Origin of the sequence: Acinetobacter oleivorans DR1, assembly GCF_000196795.1 — a bacterium.
Taxonomy (GTDB): Bacteria; Pseudomonadota; Gammaproteobacteria; order Pseudomonadales; family Moraxellaceae; genus Acinetobacter; species Acinetobacter oleivorans.
In genome coordinates this window covers 152,741-169,794 of sequence record NC_014259.1, presented here as the reverse complement: position 1 = coordinate 169,794, position 17,054 = coordinate 152,741, and the positions used below count along the sequence as shown (strand labels likewise).

The window sequence follows — 17,054 nt, the reverse complement described above, 5'->3', positions numbered from 1 at the left end:
CTTAGTTCCCCTCACCAGTTTGCGCTTCATTGTATTCAGCAACTGCCTGAACTTCTGGATGTGCTTGTGGAGCCCATGCCACTGGACGGTCAGTGTCCAACTCAAAGTTAGAAATTGCATCTTTAACTAAACGTGCATCTACTTCACCTTCGTCAGCTAATTTTTTCAAAGTAGCAACAACGATATGTGCAGCATCAACACCAAAGAAACTACGTAAGTTAGCACGTGTATCTGAGCGACCATAACCATCTGTACCTAATGCAACAAATGGACGACCATCTGGAAGATAAGCACGGATTTGTTCGCTATACGCACGCATATGGTCTGTTGCTGAAACAACAATACCTTCTGTACCACGTAACTGTTTAGATACCCAAGACTCTTTCACTTCTTCAGTAAGTGGGTGTAAGCGGTTGTATTCTTCACATGCCATACCATCACGTGACAACTCATTGAAGCTTGTTACACTCCAAACGTTTGAATGGATTTGGTATTCATCACGTAAGATTTTCGCAGCTTTGATCACTTCACGAAGAATTACACCTGAACCAAGTAACTGAACAGTTGCTTTTTCATCTTTTTCGAACAAGTACATACCACGTTTAATGCCTTCCTCAGCGCCTTCAGGCATTGCAGGATGCTCGTAGTTTTCGTTCATTACAGTTAAATAATAGAACACACGCTCTTGGTTCACATACATACGTTGTAAACCGTCATGAACGATTACAGCTAATTCGTAACCAAAACATGGATCATAAGATACGCAGTTTGGAATCGTGTTCGCCAAGATATGTGAATGACCATCTTGGTGCTGTAAACCTTCACCGTTCAATGTGGTACGACCAGCAGTTGCACCTAACAAGAAACCTTGAGCTTGTGCATCGCCCGCAGCCCACGCAATATCACCAATACGTTGGAAACCAAACATTGAGTAGTACATGTACATTGGAATCATTGGCAAGTTATTCGTTGAATAACTTGTTGCCAACGCAGCCCATGCGCTCATCGCACCAGCTTCGTTAATCCCTTCTTGAAGCATGTGACCGTCACTTGCTTCACGGTAATGCATTAACTGTTCTTGGTCTTCTGGGGTATATTTTTGACCGTGAGCAGCATAAATACCAAGCTGACGGAACATACCTTCTAAACCAAATGTACGTGCTTCATCTGGAACGATTGGCACTACGCGGTCTTTAATTGCTTTTTCTTTAAGTAAAGCAGCAATTAAACGAACCATCACCATCGTAGTAGATTGCTCTTTACCACCTGAACCGTTTAATACTGCATCAAATACAGATAATTCAGGAATCGCTAAAATTTCACTCTCACGACGACGTGCTGGCAGGTAACCACCTAACGCTTCACGACGCGCTTTCATGTACTTCATTTCTGGAGAGTTTTCACTTGGGCGATAGAATGGAAGCTCTTCTAACTTATCATCTGTAAATGGCAGGTTAAAACGGTCACGTACATATTTTAAAGAGTCGATCTGCATTTTTTTGATTTGGTGAGTTTTGTTCACCGCTTCAATTTCTTCAGACAAACCGTAACCTTTAACAGTTTTCGCAAGAATAACTGTTGGTTGACCTTTGGCTTTCATTGCTTCTGCATAGGCTGCAAAAACTTTGTAAGGGTCATGGCCACCACGGTTGAGATTATCGATGTCTTCATCGCTTAAATCTTTTACAAGTTCCGCAGCTTCTGGGTACTTGCCAAAGAATTTCTCACGTGTATATGCACCACCTTTCACTTGATAGCGTTGGTATTCACCATCAACAGTTTCTTCCATTACCGCTTTTAAAGCGCCTGTGTTGTCTTTTGCAAGTAGCGGATCCCAATGACGGCCCCATACCACTTTAATGACACGCCAGCCCGCACCACGGAATAAAGATTCTAATTCTTGAATGATTTTACCGTTACCACGTACAGGACCATCTAGACGCTGTAAGTTACAGTTAACAACCCAAATCAAGTTATCAAGTTTTTCACGACCAGCGAGTGAAATTGCACCAGTACTTTCTGGCTCATCCATCTCACCATCGCCAAGATAAGCCCAGACTTTACGATTTTCTTCTTTGATCAAGCCACGGTTCATCAAATATTTTTGAATGTGCGCTTGATAAATCGACATGATTGGACCAAGACCCATTGATACAGTTGGGAATTGCCAATAGTCCGGCATTAAATATGGATGTGGATAGCTTGGTAAACCGTTACCGCCAACTTCACGGCGGAAATTACTTAACTGTTCTTCAGTTAAACGTCCTTCAAGGAATGAACGTGCATAAATACCAGGAGCACAGTGTCCTTGGTAATAAATCATATCTCCGCCAAAGTTATCGCTGTTTGCGCGGAAGAAATGGTTAAAACCTACGTCATATAATGTTGCACTTGATGCGAAGCTCGCCAAGTGTCCACCTAAATCATCACCTGTTTTATTCGCACGAAGTACCATTGCTAAGGCATTCCAACGAATCAATGCACGAATACGGCGTTCCATATCTTGGTCGCCTGGCATTGCAGGTTGTTCTTCAACAGAAATTGTATTTAAGTAAGGTGTATTGAGACGTTGAATTGGAACATGCTTAGCAATTGCTTGTTGGTAAAGTTTTTCCAATAAGAATGCTGCGCGCTCAGTTCCCATATGTTGTAAAACTGAATCGAATGCATCTTGCCACTCTTGGGTTTCTTGTGCATCGGAGTCACCGTAAAACGCCATAATTCACCTGTTCCTTGTTCTTTAATCTACTTTGTATTTTTACCACGTTTTACCCCTCTCTAGTTATTGCCACGGGTGAATGTGAGGGGGGCCTATTATTTTCTGAATGAATAGTCATTGACCGAGCATTAAACAAAATAACAAAAAAACGCCAATAATGGCGTTTTTTTATACAATCTTTACGTTAAAAAAGGTTTAGGCTAATTTCAGATTCATAAATTTAATAACCTTAACTTTTTAACTATGCTTTTAAGGAAGCATCGCCAAGTAAGTCGTTGGATTCTTACGTTGACCATCTTTTACTACTTCGTAGTGCAAATGTGGGCCAGTACAGCGACCAGTACAGCCTACATTGGCAATATGTTCACCAGCAGATACTTGGTCGCCTACACGTACCATTAAGCGCGAAGCATGAGCATAACGTGTTAAGTAACCATTCCCATGGTTAATTTCAACGTATTGACCATAGCCAGTGCCCCAGCCAGATTTGGTTACAATACCTGGGCCTGTTGCATAGATTGGCGTGCCACTCGGAGCAGCCATATCTAAACCACCATGATGTTCGGCACGACCGCTCATTGTACGACCACCGAAGTTCGAAGAAACTCGTACAGTATCAGGAAGAGGATGCGAAACTAACCAAGAGTAAGCATTTGAAGAAGAGGCATTAAAAGAATTCTTTGCACTCGTATTGCCATATTTTTTTGCGAGCGATTCATTGTTGAGCTCAACCGTTTTTTGGCGTAAGGTCACTGAAACTTTCGCACTCGCCGGAAGATCTAAATCATCAGGATGGGTGTATGAACCTTGAGATAATGTTTTTGATAGTTGTTCCAATCGATCTGAATCAGTAGATTGGTTAATTGTTTGATAATCTGCAAAAGCAACTGATGCTGCCGAAGCGGCAAGTGAAAACGCTAATAAAATACGACGCGTGTGCATAAAAACCTCTTGAAACTGTTCTTACTCAAGTTCCTTATGATCTCTTCCTTGATATCAATCGAAATGAACGCTTAAGATGAAGACAAGAATCTATCCGAGAATGACCCATGTCTAAACCCGATAACGTTTTTCAACAAACCGGAAAACACATAAAAACAGGAAACCTTACGTTTCTAACAACGCAAGTCGCGCAATGGCAAAGACTTACGAAAATAATCCAACCCTTATTGCCCCAACCGGAACAATGGCAGGTCGTGTGTTATCAAAATGGTTCTTTAATCATTACTGGTGAAAATCAGGCGATGATTAGTCAACTCAGTTATTTACAGAACCAATATGTATCTAAATTATCTCAACTTGAAGGGTTAAAAGACTTACAAAGAATTCAGGTTCGCTTGAGAAATAAAAATATTCCAAATACACCCTCATCTGAGCCATCTAAACCCATCCCCCCGGAAACACAAGAAATGTTACGTAGTGCAGCCGACTTTGTGAGCGACCCTAAGCTTAGCCAAGCTTTACTACGTTTGGCAAGCAATAAAAAATGATGAGCTTTCTATTTCTTAATTAGAATCGTTCTTATTATGTGATAATAATCACACTTTGAAACGTTACAATATAACGTAGCCAAGTAAAGACAATGACTTATGTCACACTGACATATGGAATTGGACATTCATTCTCGTCATTAAATGTTACAATTTCATAATTACTCGGATCACTTTGAACATTGCGTAACAACTGATTATTTAAAGCATGTCCTGATTTATAGCCATCGAACTTGGCAATAATTTGATGACCAAGCAAATACAAATCACCAACTGCATCCAAAATCTTATGTCTTACAAATTCGTCAGCGAAACGTAAGCCTTCTTCATTCACAACGCCTGTGTCATCTACACCAATCGCATTATCTAAACTTGCACCTAAAGCTAAGTTATTTGCTTTAAGGTAATCTAGATCTTTCATGAAACCAAAAGTACGAGCTTCACTGACTTCATATACAAAAGTTTCAGTAGAAAAGTCGATAGTGGCAGATTGATATTCTTTAGCAAATGCCGGATGGTCAAAATCAATCGTAAAATTTAACTGAAAACCATTATGCGGGCTAAAAATCGCTTTTTTATCATCTATTAATGCTTCAACTGGTTTTAATATTCTTATAAATTTTTTCGGCGCATCCAGCTCACGTAATCCACCTTGCATTAATAGGTAAATAAATGGGCCGGCGCTTCCATCCATAATCGGAACTTCGGACGCAGATACCTCAACAATAAGGTTATCAATTCCTAAGCCTGCAATTGCGCTCATCACATGCTCAATCGTTCCAACTTTTATATCTCCAATCACTAAATTGGAGCACATGAAAGCTTCTTGAATCAGCAATGCATTTGCATGGATTTCAACGGGCGGGTCTAAATCGATACGACGAAATACAATACCTCCATCAGCGGTATGTGGAATGAAATTGATCATCACTTTTTGACCGCTATGAAGACCTATTCCACTCGCTTTTACCACACGATTGAGAGTACGTTGTTTCACCATGCTTTGTAACTTCTTTTTTAAAACCGCTATACGTTAGCATATTTAGTCATTGATCAAAAACAAAAAAAGGCAGTGTTTAAACACTGCCTTTTTTTAAATTTAATAATTTTTTACTTACGTTGCTGATTTTTCAAGTAATCTTGAATACTCATCGGAGAAGAACGCGGAGAAGAACTTGCGTTGCTACTCACTTCATTGTCTGCATTTTGACGCTTATTAATAGCAGGAACGTCATCTTCATCAACAGATTGAGCTGATTGAGTCGATGCATGACTTACTGTATTACGTTTTCTCGGTTCTGCATCTGCAGCATTACGAGTTAAACCAGTTGCAATCACTGTTACACGTAATTCATCACGCGCATCTGGATCAAATACTGTACCGTAGAAAATTTCACCTTCATCAAGGTCAACAATCTGGTTCACGACATCAGTAATGATTTCAGTTTCGCGTAGAGTAATATCATCACCGCCAGTAATGTTAATCAACACACCTTTAGCATTAATAATATTTACGTTATCAAGCAATGGACTACGAATAGCCTGTTCAGCTGCTTGACGTGCACGATCTTCACCACGACCTAAACCAGCACCCATCATTGCGTAACCACGAGTACTCATTGCAGTTTTCAAATCGGCGAAGTCAAGGTTAATGTGACCACGGTTTACAACAAGGTCAAAGATACTACGTACAGCGTTTAACAATACATCATCAGCTTTTTTATAAGCATCTTTCATTGAAATATCGCCATATACGCTAAGTAAGCGTTGGTTCGGGATAATAATCAATGAATCAACATGTGCTTCAAGCGCTTCAATACCGCGCTCAGCAGATTTTAAACGGCGACGGCCTTCAAAGTTAAATGGAGTTGTTACAACACCAACAGTCAAAATACCCATTTCTTTGGCAACTTCAGCCACGACAGGAGCCGCGCCCGTACCCGTACCACCCCCCATACCAGCGGTAACGAACACCATATCCGTACCTTCAAGATGGTGACGAATAATTTCACGGCTTTCTTCTGCTGCAACTTGACCAACTTCAGGGTTAGCACCAGCACCTAAACCACGCGTACTTTGCTCGCCTAACTGAATTTTGAAAGGTGCATTCATACAGTCTAGTGCTTGTTTGTCTGTATTGGCACAAACGAATTTAACACCTTGAATATCAGACTGCACCATATGTTGAACGGCATTACCGCCACCACCACCTACACCAAATACAGTGAAACGGGCTTGACCGTTGCCATCGTTTAGTTCATCTTCTATAAATTCAAATGAGGCCATGACCTTTAGGGTTCCTAATACATTATGGCAGTCACTTCAGCCCGTATACTGCCTTGATTTTCAAAAATAACTAATTTTAAGAATGCTGTGCAATACAAACCTTGTCAAGTACAGTGGTTTTCTCTTACAACTTCCTAACAATTCTACCAATAAATCCATACATCCTAAAAAATGGCTTTTAGCTTGCTATTAAATGCATTCCAGCCATTTACCATTCGCTCCCATACCGAACGGTCATTTGCCTCTTCAGGCTCTTCAACAGCTTCTTGCAACTCACTTTGGCTAAACATGAGCAAACCAGCTGCTGTTGCATACATCGAACGACGTAATGCTGCCTGATGTTGATCATCAGCATAAACCTGTAACGGCGGATTACCCAAATGGGCAGATACCCCCAACATACGGCGAGCCAAACTCACCATACCTTCGATTTGACAAGCATCCCCTGTCAACACTACACCATGGTACAAACCATGAATTGCACCGCTGTTTTCGAGCTCATCGCGAATCTGGCTAAAGATCTCTTCATAGCGGGCAATAATAATTTCTGACAACTCAATTCGACTAATCGTTTGAGGACCATCAATTCCTTCTACCTGAATCATGTGATCTGGCTTAACAGCACTTAAATCAACACAACCATACAGAATTTTAATACGTTCAGCTTCTTCTGTCGTAGTTTGCAATACAGCAGCAATATCACGCGTAACATGCTCACCACCGCGTTGCAATGTACGTGCCAGAGCCAAACGTCCATCTAGATAAACTGCAAGATTGGTAATGCCTGCGCCAATATCGACTAGACAAACACCATACTCTTTTTCATCTTTAAGCAAGCTTGCCTCAGCGGTTGCCAGACAAGATACCACCATTTTTTCAACCCCGATATTTGCACCTTTCATAGCGCGATCAAGGTTTTGCATAGTCGCAATCGGCATCATCATTAACTGATAATGTCCGGTCATACTATGGGCAGTCATATTAATTGGATTCTGCACCCATTCAGCAGAATCACCTAATTCAAAGCCTAACGGCACTGCACTTGCTAAATAGTAATCAGAAGTCACATGACTTGCTTTTGCCAATTCTAACGCGCGCACGACTTCATTTGTTGTAATAACATGTGCTGGATTAGCAACTGGTGTGCGGCCAGAGGCATAAAAACTTTGCAACTCGGTACTCGGAATCGATACCCATGCGCTATGAATGCGACATTCGGCCATATTTTCCGCTTCAGCGACAGCATTTTTAATCGCAGCGATAACTTTATCGAGGCTTACGATTTTTCCTTTATTCATGCCACGATTGCGAGCAGTTGCCATACCGATAACTTGAATGTTATCCGGCGCATGAATTTTTCCAATCAAAACTGAAACTTTATGCGTCCCAATGTCAATCGCAACAACTGAGGGAACAGCTTCATTCATCACTCATACCATTTCTTTGTTGTTTAATACCAGGCAAATTGCCTATTTTAAAGCCACGTATTATGGCTTTGCTTTTGTTCCACCTGCAATGCTTGTGTCATCAATCGTTACAACAAACTGACCATTCACAATTTTAGGTGGTGTTGCATTCTTCCATTGAATAGATAATCCATTACGATATCGCAAATCAATGGCTGAGATTTTCGACCAGACCGGTTTTAAGTCAGATTGTGCCAGATGGCTTAAACGTTGCAACTTATTCATTGTTTGATCTTGGTCAACAATAATTCGTAAACCTGAGTCAAACTGCATAAACCAAGTCATTCGCTCTGTCAGATATAACTCTTTTAGACGCAAATTGGCAGGGTGGAATAATTGATTGATTTCATTATAGCGTCGCATCATCATTTTCGACTGGCTTACCGGACCATGGAGTAACGGAAGCTCAGGATGAATAGTCGGCTCTGCCTCACTGAATACATCGCCTCCATCGCTTAACAAGCGACCTGTTCCCCAACGGGCGATGGCATGTCGAGGCATGACACGAACACGAATACCATTGGGCCAAGCACGAGAAACGACAACTCGGTCTACCCACGAAATTTCTAATGTTTTATCTCGAATCTGTTCTAAATCAGATGTGAAATAATTCGCTTTTATAATTGGAGCAACATGCTGCATCACTTGTTGTGTTTCAACTGAAGACGTCGATCCTACAACCTCTAGCTTTGCAACTGTTGCATCTGTAATAACTTTATATAGCCCATAAATTCCGACTGCCAGCACTACAAAAGCAATAACCAACAGCACCCATCCACCAGCATTTGCAAGCTTCTGCTTACGTGTAGGTGGTTTATCATGAATAGAGGTGATGGCCGCACGTTTACGGCGCATGGAAGCCGGAAGTTGTGCCATATTTAAGCCGTACCTTCCAATGTTTGCTCAAGAATGGCAACACACAATTCATCAAAACTATAGCCAACAGCTTTCGCAGCTTTTGGAACTAAAGAGTGGCTGGTCATACCTGGCACAGTGTTTACTTCTAAAAGCCAGAAATTACCTTGCTCATCCTGCATCGCATCAATACGGCCCCAGCTTTCTGCACCAACTGCCTGAAAAGCGCGTAAGCACAATGCTTGCAGGTTTTTCTCTTCTGTCTCACTTAGACCACAAGGAATACCATACTCTACATCATTACGTTGATATTTCGCTTCGTAGTCGTAGAAAGCAACATCTGCTGGTGGTTGTAAACGAATAACCGGTAAAGGCTGACCATTTAGGAATGAGATTGTGAATTCACGACCTGTGATCCACTTTTCTGCCATCACAACAGCATCGTGCTGAGTTGCTTTCTCAATTGCAGCTGCAAAATCTTCTGCTTTCTCTACCTTACTCATGCCGACACTTGAGCCTTCATGTACAGGTTTGATAATGACAGGTAAGCCTAACTCAGCAATCACCGCATCTAAATCTGTTTCTTTAGTAATAATGCGATATGGCGCTGTAGGTAAATCACTACCTTGCCAGATTTGCTTGGTTTTAACTTTATCCATGCCAATCGCAGAACCTTGTACACCAGTTCCTGTATAAGGCAGATTCAACCATTCAAGCACGCCTTGAATCTGGCCATCTTCACCACCACGACCATGCAATACAATAAATGCACGATCATAATTTACAAGTTCAGTCACACTGCGGTCTTGCGGATCAAATGCTTCAGCCTGAACACCTGAACGCAATAAAGCGTCCAGAACTGCCTGACCACTATCTAAAGACACAGCACGCTCAGCCGATTTCCCACCAAATAGCACGGCAACTTTGCCGAATTTTGTAGCATTTGACACGTTTAAATCCTTAACCCGATAATTCAATATTTTTGTTTATTTCACATACAAATGGTGTTGTGCAAGTTCTACAGAAATTGCTCCCACGTTACCCGCACCTTGCGTTAATAACAAGTCATTTGGTTGTAACACATTTTGCATGATGTTTTGCAAATTACCTTCAACCGGATCAACCAAAATCGGTTCCACCTGTCCACGTAAACGAATACTACGCGCTAGAGTACGGCTGTCTGCACCCACAATAGGCTTTTCGCCGGCAGGATAAACTTCCAATAATAATAATTGATCAACCTGAGAAAGCACTTCAATAAAGTCATCAAAACAATCACGGGTACGAGAGTAACGGTGTGGCTGGAATAACATCACCAAACGACGATCCGGATGACTCTGACGAGCAGCTTTAATAGTTGCTTCTACTTCTTTCGGATGGTGTCCATAGTCATCAACTAACTTAACGTTACCATCGGCAAGTTCGAATTCACCTTGTACTTGGAAGCGACGACCAACACCACTGAAGCCTGCTAAAGCACGGCTAATTGCGTCATCAGAAACACCTTCATCAGTCGCAACACCAATAGCAGCCAAAGCATTCAAAATATTATGCATGCCTGGTTGATTAATCGTTAAACGTAGCGGCTCACGTCCTTTACGTAACACAGTGAAGTGTGAACGCATACCATCTTGTTCAACATCAATTGCGCGAATGTCGTTATCTTCGTTAAAACCATAAGTAATGACTGGACGGCCTACACGCGGCATAATTTCACGAATGTTGGCGTCATCACCACAAACGACAGCTAAACCATAAAATGGTAAGTTATGAAGGAACTGAACGAACGTATCTTTTAATTTATCAAAGCTACCTTCATAGGTATCCATATGGTCAGCATCGATATTCGTTACAATCGCTGCCATTGGTTGCAAATAAAGGAAAGATGCATCTGATTCATCAGCTTCAGCCACGATAAAACGGCTTTCACCTAATGCAGCATTTACGCCTGTACTGTTAAGTAAACCACCAATCACATAAGTTGGATCAAGGTTTTCTTCAGCCAACATGGTCGTTAAAAGACTAGTCGTTGTCGTTTTACCATGTGTACCCGCTACAGCAATACCATGACGGTAACGCATAAGCTCACCTAGCATCTCTGCACGGCGTACGATTGGAGTACGTTGCTCAATCGCTGCTTTAATTTCCGGATTTTCTGGATCAATCGCTGTAGAAACTACAAGCACATTGGCATTTTTAATATTTTCCGCTTGATGGCCAATATAAACCTTGATGCCATTTTGCTCTAATTGTTCTGTAGTTTTAGATGCTTTAATGTCTGAACCAGAAATTTTATAACCTTGGTTACCCAATACCTCTGCAATGCCACACATCCCAGCACCGCCGATTCCCACAAAATGAATGTGTTTGATACGGCGCATTTCAGGCACTTTAATCAGTTTTTTTGCTTGGTTCGCAGCTGTTGATGGAGACATAGTAAATCCGATTACATTTTTTGGATAAGATCAACCACATGCTGAGTCGCATTTGGTTGGGCATGTTGACGCGCTTTCACTGCCATTTCTGTAAGTAACTGGCGGTTCATCAGCGAAGTGAACAATTCATTTAGAACATCTGGTGTCATAGTCGATTGCTGACAAATTTTTGCAGCACCGAAATCCGCCAGAAATTTGGCATTTGCAGTTTGATGGTCATCAACTGCTATAGGAAGTGGTACAAAAACTGCGGCCACACCTGCTGTTGCAACTTCTGTTACCGTGAGTGCTCCAGCTCGGCAAATAATTAAATCTGCCTCACTATAAGCCTTTGCCATATCTTCAATAAACGGTAAAACGTGTACAGTTAAATTGGCTGGTGCATCTGCGTAGAGTGCTTGAGTTGCCTCAACTTGTTGCTGACCGCACTGGTGAAAAATATTAAGTGGAACTTGTAATTGTTTTAATGCTGGAGGTAAGCGTTCATTGAGTGCTTTGGCACCTAAAGAACCACCAACAATTAGAATATTTAGAGGCTGCCCTGCTTGCGCACGCTCATCATAACGCCACTTTGGGCTTAAAATATCTGTGATTTCATGACGTACAGGATTTCCTGTTGTAACGACTTTTCCATCCGCAGGAAATGTATTTGGAAATGCTTCGCATACGACTTTAGCAACACGAGACAACTGCGCATTGGTAAAACCAGCAACCGCATTTTGTTCATGAATAAGTACAGGAATACCTAACAAGCGTGCTGCCAAACCACCCGGTCCCGCAACATAACCGCCAAAGCCTGCAACTGCATCAACTTTAAGCTGTTTCATATAACGCATTGCGCTTAAAGTGGCTTTTAAAATTTTAAAAGGTGCAGCAATTTTACGGACTAATCCATTGCCACGAACACCTTGAATATCAATTTGATATATTGGAATATTTTGATCTTTTAATAATCGGTTTTCCATACCTGTTGGCGTGGCTAACCATGAAACCTGACAACCTTGTTGTTGAAGTTTTTTGGCTACGGCGAGGGCTGGAAAAACATGTCCACCTGTACCGGCAGCCATCATCATGACATGTTTAGGTTTGCTTTGCTGTGAATCGGTCACGGTCTAATTCTTCAACTCAAAAAACAATGGAAATTGTCATCTATTTTTGTAGCCGTTTATTTTAATCCTAAAGCTTCATTAACGAAAAGCTAATTTCACTCGTTTATAACAGAAAGATGTGCTTTTTTGAAAATATGCCTACAAAGCTGTGGTGTATTTAGTATTGTTATTTTATTAATTCATATATTTTCAGGTGATTTCCCATAAATACCGCGGAAAACCACCTGAAATAAATAATTAAGCTGAACGTCCAACTTCTAATACATCAAATAGATCATCTGCAATTGATGTACCAAATTGAGCATCAATTTCACGAATACACGTTGGGCTAGTGACATTAATTTCAGTGACATAATTACCAATTACATCTAAACCTACAAAAACTAAACCTTTTTCGCGTAAGAAAGGACCAATTTTAGCTGCAATCAACTTGTCATTTTCAGTAAGCGGACGCGCTTGGCCTAAACCACCTGCCGCTAAGTTGCCGCGTACTTCACCATTTTGTGGAATACGAGCTAGACAGTAAGGAATAGGTTCACCATTCACCATCAAAATACGCTTATCCCCTTCTACAATTTCAGGAATATAGCGCTGAGCCATAATTGGACGGTTGCCTAGCTCTGTAAGCATTTCTAAGGTAGAACCAATATTTACACCGTCTTGGTATAAACGGAAAATCCCCATACCGCCCATACCATCAAGCGGCTTAACAATCACATCACCATGTTCTTTAATAAATTCACGAATTAAACTTTGTTGTGAGGTCACAAGTGTAGGTACTTGTAATTCTGGAAATTGCGTTGCAAAAAGTTTTTCGTTGCAATCACGCAATGATTGAGGCCTATTAATAATCCATGAACCTTCACGCTCAGCTTGCTCAAGCACGTAAGTCGTGTAGACAAAATTCATGTCAAATGGCGGATCTTTACGCATGAGTACTACATCATAAGCTGCGATAGATTCTTTTTTCTTTTCGCCAAGCTCATAGTAATGATTGTAATCTTCAAAAACTTTTAACGGTGAAATTAGACCGTAAGCCTTACCTTGATCGATATATAAATCTTGCTGTAATGCATAACCTAATTCATGTCCACGACGGCTCGCCGCCCACAACATTGCCATGGTTGAATCCTTTTTAAGGTTTACGGTTTCAATCGGATCCATGACGACAAGTACACGCATGCTCAAGCTCTTCTTAAAATTTAAATTAACATGAGTATAGCTGAGATTTTTCACTGGTTTTTCTTAATTTCAGTAAAACCTTATCTGTTATTTCTTGATCTGGAATTTAAGTAAATTCAGTTAAACTATGACCATAAAACATTATATTTACAGGCTAAACATGAAACTTTATCGCTATTTAACTGGTCCTGATGACTCTGCTTTTTGTGCAAGAGTGACTAAAGCACTGAATCATGGTTGGGAATTATATGAAGCGCCAACCATGACCTTTAATGGCACGCATGTCATTGTTGGACAAGCAATTTGCAAAACAATTGACGAGAATTATGATCCAAAAATGGATATTTTAGATGTTCTGAAAAATAACACTTAATTCCAAGGAGGAGTTTTTATTGGTAAAAGCCCCTCTCCAAAACCAAATTAACAAGAAAAACTAATGAGTTAATTCACATAGTTTGCTTAATTTACTCATTACATTCCTAAAAAATAGTTATTAAAAAATAAATATGTCATTTTTTAAGGCAATAGTTCTTTTATTCTAAACAATTAAATGATTATAATTATCATTTATACTTTTATTTTTGTTAACTGATTTTATTTTTATGTTAAGAATTTCTATATCATCTCCCCAAATTAAGCGTCTTTTCCCGCTGAGCTTACTCAGTTTAATGATCTTGAATATTCAAGGTGCCTACGCAGAAGACTTGAGTGACTCATCATCGAAAGTGGCAGCTACTATGCCCACTATAAAAATTGAGGCTATGAGTGAACTCGACCCAATTAAAAGTTATATCGACTATGACAAAGCCAATGTCACACGTAACGGTTTAGACAAAAAAGATATTCCTCAAACCGTTGATACGATTGATGTTCAGAAATATAAAATTTATGGATCAAATGATTTAAGCGTTATGCTACAAGGCACCCCAGGCGTATCAACCAGTTACGATATGCGTGGTGATGGCATCACGATTCGTGGCTTTGGTGCCGATACAGGTGATATTTACCGTGATGGCATACGTGAAAGCGGACAAGTACGTCGTAGTACAGCAAATATCGAACGTATTGAAATTTTAAAAGGTCCCGCTTCTGTTTTATATGGTCGTAGTGCTGGTGGCGGGGTTGTGAATATGGTGAGTAAGTTCGCCAATTTTGACTCTAAAAGTTCAGTTGGTGCTTATGCAGGTTCTTATGATAACTACGGAACAACTGCCGACATTAACCAAGTCATTAGTGACAATTTAGCAATACGTTTGACTGGAGAATATGGTGAGTCAGGGAGCTTCCGCTCGGGCATTGAAAATAAAATTGAAATGTTTTCACCAAGTTTCACTTATAAAAATGATGATGGTACTCTCACTTGGACCACACAATATACCTATGACAAATTAGGTCGTGTGCCTGATCGTGGTCCAGCATATGAAAACTTGCCTACGGGAACCTCAATTAAAATGGGATTTGCCCAAGACGGCGATTATGTTGATGATATTTTGCAAGTGGTTCGCACCGATGTGAATTATCAATATGCGCCTGATTGGAACTTTCACTGGGCAGCAAGTTACCGACAAGCAGAACAAAACTTTGATCACTTTTACTTTGGAACTTATTGTGGGTTAGATGGAAACGACCTAAAAGGTAAAGAATGCAACACTAAAAAAGGCTACATCAATCAAATTTACTACTGGCAACAAACCAGCAATAAGACCACCACCAATACATTTGATATTAAGGGCAAGTTCAAAACAGGCCAACTTGAACATCAAATCATGATGGGTACAGACTGGACTTATGAACAACGAGAGCCACGCTTAGCAAATGAAGCTAAAAATGGTTCTATTTACGGCTACGTTAATCCATTCACAGGTGAACGCGAGTACAGTCGTGGTAATGGTCCATTAGTGATGAGACAACATAACTATAATGAAGGCACAACTTATGGTGTATTTATTCAAGATTTAATTGGTCTAAGTGACCAACTTAAACTGATGATGGGTGTCCGCTACGATTACTTCGATTTTTCAACCACCAACAAGTTAACTAATGAACACCGTAATGTAAAAGATGGCAGCTTTAGTCCAAATGTGGGTTTGGTATGGCAACCGCTTCCGGAACATAGCTTTTATACGTCTTACTCTAAGAGCTTTGCACCATTTGGCGGACAAATGGGTGTTAACCAAGTCACTGGAAGCACCGATGTCACAAAAATGGATAAAGAGCCTCAATATAACGAGCAATACGAAGTTGGGGTAAAAAGCGAATGGTTAGATAGTCGTTTAAATACTCAATTTTCGGTCTTTGATATTCGTAAAAATAATATCCGCTATAAACCAAATCCTAATGAGCAACCAGAAGTATGGGCAACAGCGGGTCAGCATCAATCTCGTGGTCTGGAATTTAGTTTTATTGGTCGTGTACTTGATAATGTCTTTGTCCGCGGTGGCTATGGCTACACAGATGCAAAAGTGAAAGAAGATAAACAAAAGCCTGAACAAGAAGGTAACTATTTAGCCAACACATCTAAGAACACCGGTAATTTATTTGTTCGCTATTTACCAACCGAGCAGTGGTATACCGAGGTGGGCGTGACCTATGTGGGCTCTTATTATCCAAATATTAATAATCAAGTAAAAATGGAAGGTTTTAACCGTGTTGATGCGGCGATTGGCTATAGTGCAGATCCGTGGAATGTCACACTTGCGGTGAATAATCTGACCAATAAAGAATACTGGCGCTCAGACAGCATGCCAGGCACACCACGTAATGTGTTATTACGTTTGAATTATCAGTTTTAAGTAAGTATTAAAAAGGCATACCCCTATTTTAGAGGTATGCCTTTTTCTTTTTAGATACCGTATTTCTCGCGATAAGCTTGCATGTTTGCTAGCGCTTCTTTTTCGCCTTTTGCCTCTAAATAATCCATTAAATCTTTCATGGTAATGAGTGCGTGCACAGGAATTTCTAATTCTTTTTGAACTTCTTGAATTGCAGAAAGCTCACCTTGACCGCGTTCTTGACGATCTAATGCCACCAAAACGCCCGCAATAGTTGCGCCAGCATTTTTCAAAATCGTTACAACTTCACGAATCGCTGTCCCTGCGGTAATTACGTCATCAATAATCCAGACTTTTTTACCTTCAACCGCAGCACCAACTAGAACACCGCCTTCACCATGATCTTTCGCTTCTTTACGGTTAAAGCCCCATGGAACACTTTTGTTATGCACTTGCGACAAAGCAACAGCAGTCGCTGCTACAAAAGGAATACCTTTGTAAGCTGGTCCAAAAATCACATCAACATTTTGGCATTGTGTTAATTTATCAGCATAGCCTTGCGCTAAAAGAGATAAAGCTTCACCATCGTTGAGTAGGCCTGCATTAAAAAAATAAGGACTCACGCGTCCAGATTTTAAAGTAAACTCACCAAATTTAAGCACACCGCGTGATAATGCGAGTTCGATAAATGCTTGCGGGTGAAATGACACAGGCGTTGTCATGAGGTGCTCCAAATTCACA

Annotated in this window: 14 protein-coding genes; 3 read left to right on the top strand and 11 right to left on the bottom strand. The window is 40.6% G+C overall.

Translation table 11 applies throughout. The annotated features are described in order from the left end of the window. Position 1 precedes the first annotated feature (1 nt). Entirely contained in the window at positions 2 to 2,719 is a 2,718-nt protein-coding gene (aceE, locus tag AOLE_RS00770; RefSeq protein ID WP_013196595.1) for a pyruvate dehydrogenase (acetyl-transferring), homodimeric type, read from the bottom strand. A gap of 249 nt (positions 2,720 to 2,968) precedes the next feature. After that, positions 2,969 to 3,661, bottom strand: a complete 693-nt coding sequence (locus AOLE_RS00765) for a M23 family metallopeptidase (protein ID WP_005300632.1) — start codon at positions 3,659 to 3,661, stop codon at positions 2,969 to 2,971. Positions 3,662 to 3,768: 107 nt separating this feature from the next. Between AOLE_RS00765 and AOLE_RS00760 the strand changes: the two genes are divergently transcribed. Further along, complete coding sequence (locus AOLE_RS00760) at positions 3,769 to 4,209, top strand: DUF721 domain-containing protein (RefSeq protein ID WP_005078665.1); 441 nt, start codon at positions 3,769 to 3,771, stop codon at positions 4,207 to 4,209. Between the two features lie 97 nt (positions 4,210 to 4,306). On the opposite strand, the gene lpxC is transcribed toward AOLE_RS00760, so the two are convergent. The 8 genes from lpxC to gshB all read right to left on the bottom strand — a co-directional run bounded on the left by lpxC (position 4,307) and on the right by gshB (position 13,542). Beyond that, positions 4,307 to 5,209: a UDP-3-O-acyl-N-acetylglucosamine deacetylase gene (lpxC, locus tag AOLE_RS00755; protein WP_004790060.1), complete on the bottom strand. Its 903-nt coding sequence runs from the start codon at positions 5,207 to 5,209 to the stop codon at positions 4,307 to 4,309. 110 nt (positions 5,210 to 5,319) lie between these two features. Beyond that, positions 5,320 to 6,495, bottom strand: a complete 1,176-nt coding sequence (gene ftsZ / locus AOLE_RS00750) for a cell division protein FtsZ (protein ID WP_005300624.1) — start codon at positions 6,493 to 6,495, stop codon at positions 5,320 to 5,322. A gap of 164 nt (positions 6,496 to 6,659) precedes the next feature. Further along, positions 6,660 to 7,922 (bottom strand): cell division protein FtsA, encoded by a 1,263-nt coding sequence (ftsA, locus tag AOLE_RS00745; RefSeq protein WP_004790064.1) that lies wholly within the window; start codon positions 7,920 to 7,922, stop codon positions 6,660 to 6,662. Between the two features lie 60 nt (positions 7,923 to 7,982). Then, positions 7,983 to 8,837 carry a cell division protein FtsQ/DivIB gene (locus AOLE_RS00740; RefSeq protein WP_005300619.1) on the bottom strand — a complete coding sequence of 285 codons (855 nt, stop codon included), beginning with the start codon at positions 8,835 to 8,837 and terminating at the stop codon, positions 7,983 to 7,985. Positions 8,838 to 8,839: 2 nt separating this feature from the next. Next, positions 8,840 to 9,766: a D-alanine--D-alanine ligase gene (locus tag AOLE_RS00735; protein ID WP_005300616.1), complete on the bottom strand. Its 927-nt coding sequence runs from the start codon at positions 9,764 to 9,766 to the stop codon at positions 8,840 to 8,842. 36 nt (positions 9,767 to 9,802) lie between these two features. Beyond that, a complete protein-coding gene (murC, locus tag AOLE_RS00730; RefSeq protein WP_003654096.1) occupies positions 9,803 to 11,251 on the bottom strand; it encodes a UDP-N-acetylmuramate--L-alanine ligase in 1,449 nt (482 codons plus the stop codon). A gap of 11 nt (positions 11,252 to 11,262) precedes the next feature. Continuing rightward, positions 11,263 to 12,360, bottom strand: coding sequence for an undecaprenyldiphospho-muramoylpentapeptide beta-N-acetylglucosaminyltransferase (gene murG, locus AOLE_RS00725; protein WP_013196594.1), 1,098 nt, complete (start codon positions 12,358 to 12,360; stop codon positions 11,263 to 11,265). 237 nt (positions 12,361 to 12,597) lie between these two features. Next, positions 12,598 to 13,542 carry a glutathione synthase gene (gene gshB / locus AOLE_RS00720; protein WP_013196593.1) on the bottom strand — a complete coding sequence of 315 codons (945 nt, stop codon included), beginning with the start codon at positions 13,540 to 13,542 and terminating at the stop codon, positions 12,598 to 12,600. A 160-nt stretch (positions 13,543 to 13,702) separates the two neighbouring features. Here gshB and AOLE_RS00715 point away from each other — a divergent pair, with 160 nt between their 5' ends. Further along, complete coding sequence (locus tag AOLE_RS00715; RefSeq protein WP_013196592.1) at positions 13,703 to 13,915, top strand: DUF1737 domain-containing protein; 213 nt, start codon at positions 13,703 to 13,705, stop codon at positions 13,913 to 13,915. A gap of 229 nt (positions 13,916 to 14,144) precedes the next feature. Next, positions 14,145 to 16,334, top strand: coding sequence for a TonB-dependent receptor (locus AOLE_RS00710; protein WP_023274359.1), 2,190 nt, complete (start codon positions 14,145 to 14,147; stop codon positions 16,332 to 16,334). A gap of 50 nt (positions 16,335 to 16,384) precedes the next feature. Here the strand turns inward: AOLE_RS00710 and pyrE are convergent, their stop codons facing one another. Then, on the bottom strand, positions 16,385 to 17,035 hold the full coding sequence (pyrE, locus tag AOLE_RS00705; RefSeq protein ID WP_005300604.1) for an orotate phosphoribosyltransferase: 651 nt from the start codon (positions 17,033 to 17,035) through the stop codon (positions 16,385 to 16,387). Positions 17,036 to 17,054: the final 19 nt, after the last annotated feature.